Source organism: Microbaculum mangrovi, from assembly GCF_051390635.1.
Classification (GTDB): domain Bacteria; phylum Pseudomonadota; class Alphaproteobacteria; order Rhizobiales; family Tepidamorphaceae; genus Microbaculum.
In genome coordinates this window covers 1113648-1127443 of the sequence record NZ_JBPODT010000002.1, presented here as the reverse complement: position 1 = coordinate 1127443, position 13796 = coordinate 1113648, and the positions used below count along the sequence as shown (strand labels likewise).

Below are 13796 nucleotides of genomic sequence, written 5' to 3'. Positions count from 1 at the left end.
CGGACGGCCGCGAACGGCCAGGCGCGCGAAAGATACAATTTGATCCAACGCGGCGGGCCTAATTTTAACGGCCATCTGAGACACTTCGAAACCGTTCCGGCGGGCACGCGTGTTCTGGGTGGGCTTATATGCGTCTGAAATATCCGTTCTTGCGACGATTGGGCCTTGGCGCCCATCTGGCGGTCGTCGTCGCCCTGGCGGCCATCCCGACGTCGTTACTGATCATCGAGTTCATCGATTCTGAGCGGCGCGAGGCGATCGAGGACGCCGAGAAATGGACACAGAGCGCCGCCACCCAAGTCGCTGAACGGCGCCGCCAGGTGATCTCGACGACGCGCACGATCTTGACCGCGACCGCGGCGCAACTGGATGCCCCGGCGCGTGCGCGATCCTGCGCGGTGGCGGCGGCCGGAAATGACGAGATCGTCTGGATGATCACCGCCGGAGGCGAGATTGTCTGTTCCAAGGCGTCCGGATTTCCACTGTCCGGGTCCGTTATCAAGGGCCTGCTGGACGATGTAGACGATCCCGGATTCGCGGTCACGGGACCGTATCTGTCCGATGCCGGGCGGGCGCAACTGTTCGGCGCACTCACGATGCGGGCTGCCGATGGCAGCACCTGGCACATCATCCAGGCGATCGATCTGGCCTGGCGGCCGGTCTATGACGAGGATCTCGGCGGGCCGGCCGACTTCGTGGTGATGACCGTCGATGCCGAAGGCCAGATCTATCATCGGCTCGGGCCAGGGGCAGATCTGGCGACCGCGCCGGACGGAAAGCTGCGCCCTGCCCCTCCATTTCGCGCGGCCACGTTCATCGGGGCGTCCACGGTTGTGGACATTGACGGCGTGCCGCGCATCTACGGTTCCGCGCCGGTTCCAGGCACCGGCGACACCGTCATGGTCGGTCTGCCGCACGACGTGATTTTGTCGAAGGCGAAGCAGGATCTGCTGGCCGATCTCGCGCTTTTCGGTGCCGCGCTGACGCTGTCCGGGCTCTTGGCCTGGCTTACCCTCGAACGCATGGTTTTGCGTTCGGTTCGCAAGCTGCGCGATGCGGCAGTTGCGACCGCCCGCGGAGAAACGAGCGATCGTGTCGATATTTCCGATGGTCCCGTCGAACTGCGCGAACTGGCGCACGCGTTCAACGACATGAAGGACAAGCTCGAGTTTCAGGCGTTCCACGACCAGCTCACTGGGCTTGGGAACCGCCGCTATATCGAGCAGCGTATGGCCGGGTTGCTGCAGGAGGGCGAACCGTTCGCCATTCTGGCCGTCGATCTGGATGGCTTCAAACCGATCAACGACACATATGGCCATGCCGTCGGCGATTTCGTCCTCGCCGAAGCCGCGAACCGGTTGAAGGCCGAGTTCGGAGACGGCCTTTTCATCGGACGCACCGGCGGTGACGAGTTTCTCGCGGGCATTGCGACCGATGGTGACGGAGGCGCCGAGGCGGCCTCGCAGGTTGCGAAGCGCGTGCTCGAGCGGCTGGGGCGTCCGATCACGCTGCCTGATGGCACCCGGGAATCGATCAGCGGCAGCGTCGGAATCGCCTTCTGGTCCGGAAACGGCACCACGGCGGATGACGTCATCCGCCAGGCAGACGCGGCGCTCTACCGTGCGAAGCGGTCGGGCCGAAACCGGTTCGTCGCGCCCGACGCGGCCTAAGGGTCAGTCGCGCTGTTCGTCCTCGAAGGCGATTTGCATCCCGTCATAGGCGGGAACGACATTGTCGGGCAGCCAGGTCTTCAGGGCGTCGTAGTCCAGGTCGACATGCATATTGGTGAGGATCGCGCGGCGCGGCTTCACCCGGTCGATCCAGGTCAACGCCTCGTCCACGGTAAAATGGCTGATATGCGGGCTTTCGCGCAGTGCGTCGATGATCCAGACGTCGAGGTCATGCAGCAGTTCGACGCTTTCTTCCGGGATGTCGCTGACGTCCGGCGTATAGGCGAGGCCGCCGAAGCGGAAGCCGAGAGCGGCGATCGGGCCGTGGATCACCGGGAAGGGCTCGGCGACGATGGCGCCCCCCTCCCCGTCGATCACTACCGGCGTCGGCGGCAGGATGTCGTGGGAGTCGAGGATCGGTGGATAGGGACTGCCTGGCGGGGAATCGAAGCAGTAGGAGAAGCGCTCCCGCAGGCGCTCGCCGGCTTCGGGCTCCATGTAGACCGAAACGCGCCGGCGATTGTGGATCACGACCGGGCGCAGATCGTCGATGCCATGGGTGTGGTCGGCATGGTCGTGGGTGAACAGCACACCGTCGATCCAGGTTACCTCGGCGCCGATCAACTGGTCGCGCAGGTCCGGTGACGTGTCGACCAAAACGGTGGTCTTTCCCTCCGCGCCGGTCTTCTCGACAAGGATCGAGCAGCGGCGGCGGCGATTTCTGGGATTGTCCGGATTGCAGGCACCCCAGCCGCTGGCGACACGCGGCACGCCACCGGATGACCCGCAGCCGAGGATCGTCGCGACCGCCGTCATGGAGCGGCCGAAACCTCGGCAGGGCGGGGAATCTTGGAGAACAGGCGAAAGAAATTGTCTGTCGTCCGGTGGGCGATCTCGTCGTAGGAGACACCGCGGGTTTCGGCCAGAACCTTCGCGGTTTCAACCACATAGGCCGGCTCGTTGCGCTTGCCGCGATACGGCACCGGCGCAAGATACGGCGCATCCGTCTCGACCAGAAGGCGGTCGGCGGGCAGCGCGGCGGCGATGTCGCGGATCTCCTCGGAGCGCTTGAAGGTCAGGATACCGGAGAACGACACGTAAAGGCCGAGTTCGATTCCCGCGGTCGCGAGGCCGGCCTTCGAGCTGAAGCAGTGCAGGATCGCGTCGAAGCGTCCCTTCGCCATCTCGTCGCGCAGGATCGCCTCGGTGTCGGCTTCCGCCTCGCGCGTGTGGATGACGAGCGGCAGTCCAGTCTCGCGCGCCGCCGCGATCTGGGTGCGGAAGCTCTGGGCCTGCAGATCGCGCGGCGCCTTGTCATAGTGATAGTCGAGGCCCGCCTCGCCGATCGCGACGACCTTGGGGTGGGCGGCGGCGGCGATGTAGTCGGCGACCGGCACGTCGGGTTCCTCGCCGGCGTTGTGCGGATGGGTGCCGACCGAGCAGTAGACATCGTCGTAGTTTTCCGCGATCGCCCGCACCCGGTCGAACTGTCGGAAGCGGGTACTGATCGTGACCATGCGGACGACGCCGGCCGCCCGTGCGCGCGCGACGATGGCGTCGCGTTCCTCGGCGAAATCGGGAAAGTCGAGATGGCAGTGGCTGTCGACGATCATGGCGTCAGGACGCATTCCTTCCGGGACCATATTCCTTTGGCGGGCATTCCGTCAGGCGCCCTCGCCGGCCTCGGCTTCCACGTAGCGCGGGAACACGGGCTTCGGCGCCGGCAGGGCGGTGCCGGCGGCAAGACGCCCCCCTTCCCCGAGTTCGGCGAAATTACGCTTGTCCGCGGGCACGCCGACGAGATCGAGCAGCGCGTCCGCCGACGCGGGAACGAAGGGCTGGATCAGGATGCCGATCTGGCGCAAAGCCTCCGCCGTCACGTAGAGCACGGTTGCGAACCGCTCGGGATCGGATTTCCGCAGGGCCCAGGGCTCCTGGGCCGCGAAATAGCGGTTGGCGTCGGCGACCACCGACCAGATATCCGCCAGCACGATATGCAGCTGCTGGTCGGCCATGGCAGCGCGCGCCTTGCCGATCAGGTCGTCGCAGGCGGTGAGCATCGCGGTATCGTCGGCCGTGAACGCTCCCGGTTGCGGGAGCGTCGCATCGCAGTGCTTGGCGATCATCGACAACGAGCGCTGAGCCAGATTGCCCAGGTCGTTGGCGAGATCGGCGTTGATGCGCTGGACGATGGCATCGTGGCTGTAGTTGCCGTCCTGGCCGAACGGCACCTCGCGCATGAAGAAGTAGCGCACCTGGTCGACGCCGTAGTGGTCGATCAGGGCGAAGGGATCGACGACATTGCCGACCGACTTCGACATCTTCTCGCCGCGGTTGAACAGGAAGCCGTGCGCGAAGACGCGCTTCGGCGGCGCGACACCGGCCGAGAGCAGGAATGCCGGCCAGTAGACTGTATGAAACCGCACGATGTCCTTGCCGATGACATGGAGGTCGGCAGGCCACCACTTCCGGAACGTCTCGCCGTCGGTATCGGGATAGCCCACGCCGGTGATGTAGTTCGTCAGGGCGTCGACCCAGACGTACATCACGTGCTTTTCGTCGCCGGGAACCTTCACGCCCCAGTCGAACGTCGTGCGCGAGACCGACAGGTCCTGCAGGCCGCCCTTCACGAAGCTGACGACCTCGTTGTAGCGCTCCTTCGGCATGATGAAGTCGGGATGGTCTTCGTAGAGCTTCAGCAGCCGGTCCTGGAACGCCGACAGACGGAAGAAATAGCTGTTCTCCTCGGTCCACTCGACGGGCGTGCCATTGGGGCCGATCCGAACACCGTCTTCGCGAACGGTCGTCTCTGATTCGGCGTAGTAGGCTTCGTCGCGCACCGAGTACCAGCCGGAATAGGTGCCGAGGTAAATGTCGCCTGCCTCGACCATGCGCTCCCAGATCGCCTGGGACGAGGTGTGGTGGCGCGGCTCGGTCGTGCGGATGAAGTCGTCGTTCGAGCATTCGAGCGACGTGACCATCTTCTCGAAAAGCGGCGTGTTGCGGTCGGCGAGTTCGCGCGGGGTCAGCCCTTCCTTGGCCGCAGTCTGCGCCATCTTCATGCCGTGCTCGTCGACGCCGGTCAGGAAATAGACGTCGCGCCCGTCCAGCCGCATGAACCGCGCGATCGCGTCCGTCGCCATGGCCTCGTAAGCATGCCCGATATGGGGGGCGCCGTTGGGATAGGAGATCGCGGTCGTGATGTAGAATTTGGACGTCATGACTGGCCTTACGGACAAGTGCCGGCGCGCCGTTCGTTTCCGCGGCGTCCTTTCAGACGCGAGCCGCGTCGAGCGAAGTCGCGGTGGATACGATACGGAACACCGACAGAAGGGTTAGCGTGCGGTCGAGATTGAGCCTTTCGGCCTCGGCGAGCGCCTGCGTGACCTTTTCCCATACCTCCGCCCAAGGCGCAAGAACGTGGGGCTGGGCGCCGGCGCGGGCCGCCTCGCGCATCCGGCCCGCGATCGCGTCGGTGAGCAGCGAGGTCGCCATACGGAAGCGCTCCTCGGCGCCGCGCCGTCCAAGCGCTTCGGCCAGCTTCTGCGCGGCGACCGGATCGTGCCGCGGCATGTCGGCGAGAAGCTTGTTGACCGCATGGATGGTCTCGACCGCCTCCTGGGTGGCGAGCTCCATGGCCTTGCCGAGACTGCCGCCGCACAGCGCGGCCGCCGTCTCGCGGGCGTCGTCGTCCTGTCCTACCCCGGCGATACGAAGCGTCTCCGCGACCGTCGCGGTATCGAGCGGCTTCAGCGCAAGCCGCCGGCAGCGCGACCGTATCGTCGGCAGCAAACGGCCCGGCGAACCGGAAAGGAGCAGGAAAACCGCGCGCTGCGGCGGCTCCTCCAGCATCTTCAGAAGCGCGTTCGCGGACGAGCGGTTGAAGTCGTCGGCGGTGTCGACGATCACGACACGCCATCCCCCCGTCGCCGATGTGGTCGACAGGAAGCGGGCGACCTTGCGGACCTGATCCACGGAAATGACGGTTGCCGTCGCCCTCCCGTCCTCGTCGCGGGGGCGTTGCAGGACGATGAGATCGGGATGGGACCGGGCGCGGATCTGCCGGGCGGCCGGGTCGTCGGCCGGAACGGTGAGATCCCGCGCGGCCTGGACCGCGTCCTCGCCATGATCGGGATGGCCCAACAGGAAGCGGGCGAACCGGTAAGCGAGCGTCGCCTTGCCGACGCCTTCCGGCCCGTCGACCAGCCAGGCGTGATGCAGCCGGCCCGACTTGTAGGCACTCAACAGGGCAGATTCCGCGTCGTCCTGGCCGATCAGGCACGCGGCGGCCTCTGGTGGGGCGATGGAGAAATCCGGCGGGATCGTTGCAGTCATCTGTCAGGAGGCCGCGTTGGTTCGTGTTCCGGAAGCCTTTGTCCCGGCGTTTTCCGTGCCAGGCAAGGCAATCCGATCCGCGACGGCCGTCCAGATCGCCCCGCCGACCGCGTCGATCGACTCGGATGCGTCGATGACAACGCAGCGCTCCGGCTCCCTGCGGGCGATCGCCAGAAAGGCGTCGCGGAGCTTGCGGTGGCTCTCCAGGTCCACGTCCTCGAAACGGTCGCCGCCGGGGCCGCCGTTCTCGGCGCGCGTCACGGCGCGGGCGCGCTCCAGGCCGATGCGCGGATCGAGGTCGAGTATCAGGGTCAGATCCGGCCAGTCATCGCCGATGACCGCCGTCTCGAAGGCCTCGAGCAGCCGCCGGTCGACACCGCCAAGCGTACCCTGATAGGCGCGCGTGGAATCGGCGAAGCGGTCACACAGGACCCATTTCCCCGCTTTCAGCGCGGGACGGATCACTTCGTTCAGGTGGTCGTCGCGGGCGGCATTCATCAGCAGCGCCTCGGCGAACGGCCCCAGCGCCTCGACGCGTCCGGACAGGATCGTGCGGCGCACGATCTCGGCGCCCTTGGTGCCGCCCGGCTCACGGGTCTCGACGACGTCGATCCCGAGTTCGCGAAGCTTCCCGGCGAGCCGCTTGATCTGCGTCGACTTGCCGGTTCCCTCGCCGCCCTCGAAGCTGATGAACTTGCCCGGCGTCGCCCCCATCGTGCGCGCCTAGTTCTTCGTTGCCATTTCGACGCCGCTATGGACCAGACCGACCATCAGCTCGTAGGCCGCGTCAAGCGCGCGACTGTAGAGCGGTCCGATTTCGACGGCGCGCGTGGCGTAGAGCGGAATGCGGCTGACCAGCTCCTGGTCGTTCATGACTTCGAGCTCGCCGACCTGCTGGCCTTCCTCGACCGGAGCGCGGAGCGGCCCCTGATAGACGATGCGGGCGCGCAACTTGGACTTGGCGCCCCTGGGAATGAGGATCTGGATCGGTTCGTGGCCGGCGAGCGGGACCCAGCCCTCCGTGCCGCCGAAGACGCCCACCTCGGCGACCGGTTCTCCCGCCTGGAACAGCGTGACCTTCTCGAACGACCGGAAGCCCCAGGCGAGCAGCTTCTGCATCTCGTTGATGCGCTCGTTGTTCGACGACAGCCCGTGGATCGCGGCGATCATCCTCTGGCCGTCCTGATCGGCGGAGGCGATCATGCCGTAGCCGTCTTCCTCGTCGTAGCCGGTGAACAGGCCGTCCGCGCCCGGGGTCTTGCCGATGATCGGATTCTTGTTGAGCTGACGGATGTTGTTCCAGGTGAACTCCGGTTCCGAAAAATACCGGTAGAGGTCGGGGTGCTCCGTGATGACATGCCGGGCGAGCGTCACCAGATCGCGCATCGACATGGTCTGCTTCGGCAGGTCGGGATTGGGCAATCCGGTCGAGTTGACGAACGTGCTGTCCGACAGCCCGAGCATCCTGGCGCGCTCGTTCATCAACACCGCGAAGGCCTGCTCGTTGCCGGCCATGCCTTCGGCGATCACGATGCAGCCGTCGTTCGCGTTCTGCACCATGATGCCCTTCAGCAGATCTTCGAGCCGTATGCTCGTGTTCAGGCCGGCGAACATGGTGGAGGTGCGCGACGGCGCGCCGCCCTTGCGCCAGGCGTTCTCGCTGACCACGAATTCGTCGTCTAGCGACAGCCGGCCTTCCTTGATCGCCTCGAAGACGATCTCCAGCGTCATCAGCTTCGCCATGCTGGCGGGCGCGAGTCCCGTCTCGGACTCCTTCGACAGGACGATCGTGCCGGTCCGGTCGTCGATCATGTAGGCGTATGGCGCGGCGGTCTCGATCGCCTGCGCCAGTGCCGGGGCGACGGGCGTGACGACCATGCCGGCCACCAGGGCAAGCCCCGAGATGGCGCATCGCCAGAGTCGCGGCAGGGATGAAGGAGCCGGCAGGCGGTGTAAAATCACGCCGAAATACGCCATATCGCAATCGCTCGGTGTCGAGATTCTATCTCTGATACCAAGCGGTTCGGGACGGGTAAAGAACGCGGTTGACCGAGGGTTAGCCGATTTCGCTTCTGCGAAGTCACCGGAAAGTGCGGCTGTCGCTCGTCTTCGTCGGTTGTCCGGTGAAGACCAGGACGATGTCCCGCTCGGTGTCGAAGATCGAGAAAGCCCGTGCCACCGCGGCATTTCCGCCCTGGTCCGCGAAGCCCTGCACCCATCGATAGGTGACCTTCCCCGTTCCGACGGGCACCTTGGGGACCGGTCCGTCGGTCGACGAGGCGAAGGACGCCGAGACCGGTTCGGGCGTGGACGGCACCTCTGCGGCATAGGTCGACGGCGAGAAGGCCACCGTCGTCTGCGGATAGGGAGCCGATGTGCCCGGCGGCGGAGGCGGCGGCTGCATCGCGCCTGACGAAACCTGCTGCGCCGCCGGCGCCGAAAGGCCGGCGAGCATGACCGGGCCGACCGGCTGGCCATCGTGGCGAACGGTGGTGGTCAGCCACTGGCCGTCGTTGCCCTCCAGCGGGGCCATGCCGACATACTGGACACGCACCTTGGCTGTGCCGTCCTGATGGAAATCGAGTAACTCGGCGGTGCGCTTGGAAACGTCGATCAGGCGGTTATGGGCGAACGGGCCGCGGTCATTGATGCGGACGACGACAGAGCGGCCGTTCTCGAGATTGGTGACGCGGGCATAGGTCGGCAGCGGCAAGGTCGGATGCGCCGCGCTCAGGTCCGCCATGTCGAAGACTTCGCCGTTGGCGGTTTTCCGGCCATGGAAATCGCGGCCGTACCACGATGCCAGGCCGACCTGGTCGTAGCTGGCGTCTTCCTTGGGCCGATACCAGCGGCCGGCGACCTTGTAGGGCTTGCCGACCTTGTAGTAGCCGCCGCCTTCGGGCACCGGCTTGCCGAAAGGCACGAGGCGCGGGCTCGCTGTGACGCCGTACTTCTTGTCGGGCCCGCCAGATGGCGAGCTGCAGGCCGCAACAATCCCCGCCAGCGACAGGACGGCAATGCCCCGTGCTGCGGCAGAAGCAGCCGATATACGCGTACTCGAACCCCGTCCCGTCATCTTACCCCGTCCGTCGCGGTGCGCCGTTCCTGTCCGCGAGACTTCGTCCCGAGCCGGATTTGATTCCGGTTCTCGACAGTCGACGCAACACCCCCGTTACCCGCGACTGTGTGTCCCCGCACGTTACACCGGCGTTAAGGCCATGCCACACCGGGCGTCATGGTTAAGCGTTTGCTACCGGCGCTCGCTACGACGCGAACCTTGGGATCGCAGTGCGGTCGAAATGTGACGTTAATGGGGCCTTCCTGCCCCGAATTGCGCGGCGGACCGTCCTCCCAGACCGGTTCGCCGTGTCTGGCTTGCCATATGCGGCCGATACCGGGGGCGAAAACGGGTCTGAGGGCCTCACCGACAAAATTGCGTTCTACCCGGTACAAAGCCTGTTGAAGCCGACGGCGGCTTCGGCGATGGTGCGGCGTCCGACGGATGGGTGGCCGAGTGGTTGAAGGCACCGGTCTTGAAAACCGGCAGGCGGGCAACCGTCTCGTGGGTTCGAATCCCACCCCATCCGCCATTTTCCCCTGACCGAACGGGCCGGGACACTGCGGAAGGCTTGGAAGCTCGCAGAACTACGGCCTGTTCGCCCTCGACCGACAGCGCGGCCGTGCGAAACAGGCTGTCCGGCCTGATCTCCTAGAGGGCGGCCCGGCATGCCGCTGTCGGCCCCAACTGAGCACCCGTCGTAGCCTGCCGGCGGGGCAAAACCAGTCTCAAACCGAGCGAAGATGTGTGGCCCCCGACCAAAGGGGGATAAGGGTCATGACATCCGCGCCAACCGTCCTATGATCCGCCTGGAAAGCCGACAGGAAACAGGAGTCGCACATATGGCTGATGGCGTGAAAATAGCAAATCGGGCGCACCGGAGCCTCGTCGTCGATGGTTTTACCAACAGCGTCCTTGACCCGAACGACGAAATGCTCGGCCCAGTTGAGGATGGCGGAACAATCATCGCCAACACCGCACCTGGATGCTGGGGGCCGATGATCACGCCGAGCCTTCGCGGCGGGCACGAGGTTACCCGGCCGGTGCGCATCGAGGGCGCCGCTCCCGGCGACGGGCTGGCCATCCGCATTCGCGACATCACCGTCACCTCGATTGCCACCGCCTCGGGGCATGACAGCTCGCCCGAAGGCTTTTGCCTGGGCGACCCCTATGTCGCTGCGCGCTGTCCGACCTGCGACACTGTCTGGCCGGAAACCCATGTGGAAGGCATCGGCCAGGACGCGGTGAAATGTAATGTCTGCGGCAACCCGGTGAAGCCGTTCGAGATCGTTCACGGCTACACGGTCACTTTCGACGAGACACGCACCGTTGGCCTCACCCTGCCGCGCGAAGCGGCGGAGACGATTGCCCACAGCGCCAATCACTATGCCGCGCTGCCCGATGAAAGCCACCAGCACTCCATCCTGACCTATGCGCCCTCCGACATGCCCGGCACGCTGGTGCGGATGCGCCCGTTCCTCGGCCAGCTCGGCACCTGCCCGTCGAAAGCGATGCCGGACAGCCACAATGCCGGAGATTTCGGCGCCTTTCTCGTCGGCGCGCCGCATGCTTACGCCATCACGGCAGAGGAGCTGGCGGAGCACAAGACCGACGGCCATATGGACATTGACGCGGTGCGGGCCGGCGCGATCCTCATTGCGCCGGTGAAGGTGCCGGGCGCGGGCCTTTACATGGGCGACATGCACGCCGGCCAGGGCGACGGCGAGATCGCCGGACACACCATGGATGTCGCCGGCAGCGTCACGCTCCAGGTCGAGGTCGTGAAAGGCTACCCGCTTGACGGACCGGTGCTGTTCCCGCTCCTTGAAGACCTGCCGCCCCTCGCGCGACCGTTCTCCGAGACCGAAAAAGCGAAGGGCAAACGCCTCGCCGCCAAATGGGATGTATCGGAGATCGAGGTGCTCGCGCCGATCTCGGTGATCGGCACAGCCGCCAATCTCAACGATGCGATCGAGAACGGCCTTGCCCGCGCCGCCAAGCTTCTCGACGTAAGCGTCGCCGAAGTGCGCAACCGCGCCACGGTCAACGGCGCCATCGAGATCGGCCGCGCACCCGGCGTCATCCAGGTCACGTTCCTTGCGCCTCTTGCCAAGCTCGATGCCGTCGGCCTCGGCGACTACGCGCGCGAGCAATACGGCCTCTAGGGCCCGCCCCCCCACGGCCGGTATCGGCCGTGGGGGGAGACTTGAGGGATAGAAGCCCTAACACTGGCAATATTCGAATCTGCCAGCCCACCATCGGCACGGACAACCGGGTCGGGGTGGAAGCCGCGTCGGCGAGAAAAGCGACGGCACCGGCATGGTTGCCCTGCTCGCCGGGCTCAGGATGAGTTGACGGCAAGGCGCCCGGCATCGCGCGGTGCATTCCAAGATGTCGATGCAGTTTCCCCGGTTTTATGCCGGAGTGGCGGACGGGCGGGTGCATCGTGGGCGAGTCTTGGGCTCGTCCACCACGCATTGCAGTCCGCTATCTCGATGACTGACCCATCACTTTGCTTTCCTCACACTTTGCGGCCCCATTTCCAACGGGTGCTGCAAGCGCGAACTCACGGCAATCCTGTTCCAGATATTGATTGTGCCGATGGCAATGGTCAGTTGCGCAATCTCGGTCTCGGAGAACGCGGCTCTGACCACTTCAAACGCGGCGTCCGGAATGCCGGTTTGGGCGGCCAGCGTCACACTTTCAGTCCATTCTAGGGCCGCGCGATCCCTGTCGTCGAAGAAGGGGGATTCACGCCATACAGGCAGGAGGTGCAGCACTTGTGCGCTTAGCCCATCAGCCAGCGCCTCCTTCACATGAAGATCGACGCAGAACGCGCAACCGTTGATCTGCGAGGCGCGCAGCTTGACGAGGTGCAGAAGGCGAGCGTCGATCCCCGAGGCCTTCACCGCACCGTCGAGGGCCGCAACCGCACGATAGAGGTCAGGCGCAAGGTGGGCGATGTTCATTCTCGGTTGCATGGTAAGGCCCTGTCAGATGAGGGTTGGCGTCGAATCGTGGATATAATATATCCACGATAAGAAGATGCCACCCCAATACTGCGAAAACGGGGGGAAGCCCGATGCGGCGATTGAGCGATGGAGTCGAGGCGGCGCTGCACTGCGCCCTAGCACTTGCCTTCCTGCCAGATGGCAAGGTTCTCGCGGGCAAGAGCCTTGCCGAGCTTCACGGAGTTTCCGAGTCCTACCTGCTGAAGCATCTCCGCGCGCTCACGGCTGCCGGTGTCATTGACGCACTACCGGGGCCACGGGGGGGATATCGCTTGGCGCGAGAGCCAGCGAGCATAACGTTACTCGATATTGTTGAGGCCATTGACGGACGTGAACCAGCGTTCGTCTGCCGGGAGCTTCGCCGCCGTGGGCCGCGCCACGCTAAAGACCCATGCGTCTACAAAACGGACTGCTTCATCAAGTCTCGTATGCTCGCTGCGGAGGACGCCTGGCGGGACGCTTTGCGTGCTCAAACACTTGCTGATCTGGTGAGCGATGGAGAGACGTTGATCAGCGACCACAACAAGCAGGCAATTGCAGATTTCATGATGAAATCGCAGCGTTAAACGCGGCCCGATGCCATAAGCCGGGTTGCCACGACAACAATCCGCCCATTCCGCTCTCCGGTGACGGCGCGCTGTTCGATATGATGCTCGCGGCTCTGGTCGATGGCCTCGCGCACCTTCTGGCCGTATCCGACCGGGGCAAGGTCGGCCGTTTCGCCACGGATCAATCGTCGGTCCAGCCATGTCGCGCCGTCCGATCCGATCTGCTTGCCTAGATCGACCGAAGACAGGACGCGAACGCTGGCCTGACGGTCGCGGCCCGCGTCATAGGCGCTGCCGCCAGCGACAAAGCCCCGGCGCGAAAGCACCGGGACCGTTTTCATCTATCATTTTGGAGGGCTATAGCGTGGACGTGATTCTCCGGTTCATCGGCTCCGGCCCGCCATACGCCCGGTGTGTACCGCTAGGACACCCAGTGTGAGCAGCGGATGATCGAGCAGAAGTTGTCGCGACGATATCCGGCGTCCTTGTCAGCCAGCACGTCTGCCTTGACGTTGCCGAAAGTTGTGTGCGGCTTGTGTTTGATGCCGTCGTAGAACGCCTGAATGATGTCCTCCTTGAACTGCGGTGTCCTCGGGAATGCCGCAGCGACCGCCTCGCGGATCTCTTCCGGATACTGGCCATAGGTCAGGCCGAGCACGTCCATCTCCACGCCGGCCGTGGTCAAGGCAATCACGGGATGCATGAACTCCGGCACGCCGGGCGTGGTGTGCAGCGCTATTCCTGTCCAGACCTTTTCGATGTCGGCCGGGTCCACGCCATAGCTCTGGAGGAAGTCCCGGGCAGCATTGGCGCCGTCGACCTCGAAACGGAGATCGGCGCTGGCATGAGAGGGCATGAGCCCGATGTCATGAAACATCGCAGCGGCGTAGAGCAGCTCATGGTTGACGCTGAGGCCGCGCTGTTGGCCGGCGATCGCACCGAAAAAGAAAACGCGGCTGGAATGATTGAAGAGAAGCGCGCTCTCCGTATCCCTGATGAACTCGGTGATCGCTTGACCGAGACGACTGTCCGGAACCGCTACTCCGTTGATCCTGGTCGAGGGCGCAAGGGTGTCCGGCATCATCATTTCTCCTGTGCGGAATGGGCGCCTGGCTGCCCGCGCCCCGCGAAGAGCGGCGTCGCGGCGCCTGGCTTGTCTTGGCTCCCCGTTTAT

Annotated in this window: 12 protein-coding genes, 1 tRNA gene and 1 pseudogene; 4 read left to right on the top strand and 10 right to left on the bottom strand. The window is 65.0% G+C overall.

Features of this window, described 5'->3' with window-relative positions; genetic code table 11:
• Positions 1 to 128: 128 nt before the first annotated feature.
• Positions 129 to 1670: a diguanylate cyclase domain-containing protein gene (locus tag ACSF9G_RS11660; RefSeq protein WP_436641677.1), complete on the top strand. Its 1542-nt coding sequence runs from the start codon at positions 129 to 131 to the stop codon at positions 1668 to 1670.
• 3 nt (positions 1671 to 1673) lie between these two features.
• On the opposite strand, the gene ACSF9G_RS11655 is transcribed toward ACSF9G_RS11660, so the two are convergent.
• The 7 genes from ACSF9G_RS11655 to ACSF9G_RS11625 all read right to left on the bottom strand — a co-directional run bounded on the left by ACSF9G_RS11655 (position 1674) and on the right by ACSF9G_RS11625 (position 8928).
• Positions 1674 to 2486: an MBL fold metallo-hydrolase gene (locus tag ACSF9G_RS11655; RefSeq protein WP_436641675.1), complete on the bottom strand. Its 813-nt coding sequence runs from the start codon at positions 2484 to 2486 to the stop codon at positions 1674 to 1676.
• A complete protein-coding gene (locus ACSF9G_RS11650) occupies positions 2483 to 3283 on the bottom strand; it encodes a TatD family hydrolase (protein WP_436642140.1) in 801 nt (266 codons plus the stop codon). The genes ACSF9G_RS11655 and ACSF9G_RS11650 overlap by 4 nt, the downstream gene beginning before the upstream one ends.
• 51 nt (positions 3284 to 3334) lie before the next feature.
• A complete protein-coding gene (gene metG / locus ACSF9G_RS11645) occupies positions 3335 to 4891 on the bottom strand; it encodes a methionine--tRNA ligase (RefSeq protein ID WP_436641673.1) in 1557 nt (518 codons plus the stop codon).
• Between the two features lie 52 nt (positions 4892 to 4943).
• The gene (locus ACSF9G_RS11640; RefSeq protein WP_436641671.1) at positions 4944 to 6005 is read right to left on the bottom strand and encodes a DNA polymerase III subunit delta'; all 1062 of its coding nucleotides are present in this window, start codon (positions 6003 to 6005) and stop codon (positions 4944 to 4946) included.
• A 3-nt stretch (positions 6006 to 6008) separates the two neighbouring features.
• Positions 6009 to 6719: a dTMP kinase gene (tmk, locus tag ACSF9G_RS11635; protein ID WP_436641669.1), complete on the bottom strand. Its 711-nt coding sequence runs from the start codon at positions 6717 to 6719 to the stop codon at positions 6009 to 6011.
• A 9-nt stretch (positions 6720 to 6728) separates the two neighbouring features.
• Complete coding sequence (locus tag ACSF9G_RS11630) at positions 6729 to 7883, bottom strand: D-alanyl-D-alanine carboxypeptidase family protein (RefSeq protein ID WP_436641667.1); 1155 nt, start codon at positions 7881 to 7883, stop codon at positions 6729 to 6731.
• 202 nt (positions 7884 to 8085) lie between these two features.
• Entirely contained in the window at positions 8086 to 8928 is an 843-nt protein-coding gene (locus ACSF9G_RS11625) for a septal ring lytic transglycosylase RlpA family protein (protein WP_436641665.1), read from the bottom strand.
• A 577-nt stretch (positions 8929 to 9505) separates the two neighbouring features.
• Between ACSF9G_RS11625 and ACSF9G_RS11620 the strand changes: the two genes are divergently transcribed.
• Positions 9506 to 9595 (top strand) — tRNA-Ser (locus ACSF9G_RS11620).
• Positions 9596 to 9995: 400 nt separating this feature from the next.
• A complete protein-coding gene (locus ACSF9G_RS11615) occupies positions 9996 to 11228 on the top strand; it encodes an acetamidase/formamidase family protein (RefSeq protein ID WP_436641663.1) in 1233 nt (410 codons plus the stop codon).
• 342 nt (positions 11229 to 11570) lie between these two features.
• Here ACSF9G_RS11615 and ACSF9G_RS11610 read toward each other — a convergent pair whose 3' ends face one another.
• Positions 11571 to 12044 (bottom strand): carboxymuconolactone decarboxylase family protein, encoded by a 474-nt coding sequence (locus tag ACSF9G_RS11610; protein ID WP_436641661.1) that lies wholly within the window; start codon positions 12042 to 12044, stop codon positions 11571 to 11573.
• A 101-nt stretch (positions 12045 to 12145) separates the two neighbouring features.
• On the opposite strand from ACSF9G_RS11610, the gene ACSF9G_RS11605 reads away from it, so the two are divergent.
• On the top strand, positions 12146 to 12640 hold the full coding sequence (locus tag ACSF9G_RS11605) for an Rrf2 family transcriptional regulator (protein ID WP_436641659.1): 495 nt from the start codon (positions 12146 to 12148) through the stop codon (positions 12638 to 12640).
• A gap of 38 nt (positions 12641 to 12678) precedes the next feature.
• Here ACSF9G_RS11605 and ACSF9G_RS11600 read toward each other — a convergent pair.
• Together ACSF9G_RS11600 and ACSF9G_RS11595 are read right to left on the bottom strand one after the other, a co-directional pair.
• Positions 12679 to 12963, bottom strand: a pseudogene (locus tag ACSF9G_RS11600) (DUF3363 domain-containing protein); the annotation flags it as partial.
• An 80-nt stretch (positions 12964 to 13043) separates the two neighbouring features.
• Complete coding sequence (locus tag ACSF9G_RS11595) at positions 13044 to 13703, bottom strand: HD domain-containing protein (protein ID WP_436641657.1); 660 nt, start codon at positions 13701 to 13703, stop codon at positions 13044 to 13046.
• Between the last annotated feature and the right edge of the window lie 93 nt (positions 13704 to 13796).

Excerpts from the sequence above, each read along its gene's own strand:
- ACSF9G_RS11605 (WP_436641659.1), top strand. The coding sequence starts at position 12,146 with ATGCGGCGATTGAGCGATGGAGTCGAGGCGGCGCTGCACTGCGCCCTA.
- ACSF9G_RS11630 (WP_436641667.1), bottom strand. The coding sequence starts at position 7,883 with ATGGTCGTCACGCCCGTCGCCCCGGCACTGGCGCAGGCGATCGAGACC.
- ACSF9G_RS11610 (WP_436641661.1), bottom strand. The coding sequence starts at position 12,044 with ATGCAACCGAGAATGAACATCGCCCACCTTGCGCCTGACCTCTATCGT.
- ACSF9G_RS11650 (WP_436642140.1), bottom strand. The coding sequence starts at position 3,283 with ATGATCGTCGACAGCCACTGCCATCTCGACTTTCCCGATTTCGCCGAG.
- tmk (WP_436641669.1), bottom strand. The coding sequence starts at position 6,719 with ATGGGGGCGACGCCGGGCAAGTTCATCAGCTTCGAGGGCGGCGAGGGA.
- ACSF9G_RS11655 (WP_436641675.1), bottom strand. The coding sequence starts at position 2,486 with ATGACGGCGGTCGCGACGATCCTCGGCTGCGGGTCATCCGGTGGCGTG.
- ACSF9G_RS11640 (WP_436641671.1), bottom strand. The coding sequence starts at position 6,005 with ATGACTGCAACGATCCCGCCGGATTTCTCCATCGCCCCACCAGAGGCC.
- ACSF9G_RS11595 (WP_436641657.1), bottom strand. The coding sequence starts at position 13,703 with ATGCCGGACACCCTTGCGCCCTCGACCAGGATCAACGGAGTAGCGGTT.
- metG (WP_436641673.1), bottom strand. The coding sequence starts at position 4,891 with ATGACGTCCAAATTCTACATCACGACCGCGATCTCCTATCCCAACGGC.
- ACSF9G_RS11615 (WP_436641663.1), top strand. The coding sequence starts at position 9,996 with ATGCTCGGCCCAGTTGAGGATGGCGGAACAATCATCGCCAACACCGCA.
- ACSF9G_RS11660 (WP_436641677.1), top strand. The coding sequence starts at position 129 with ATGCGTCTGAAATATCCGTTCTTGCGACGATTGGGCCTTGGCGCCCAT.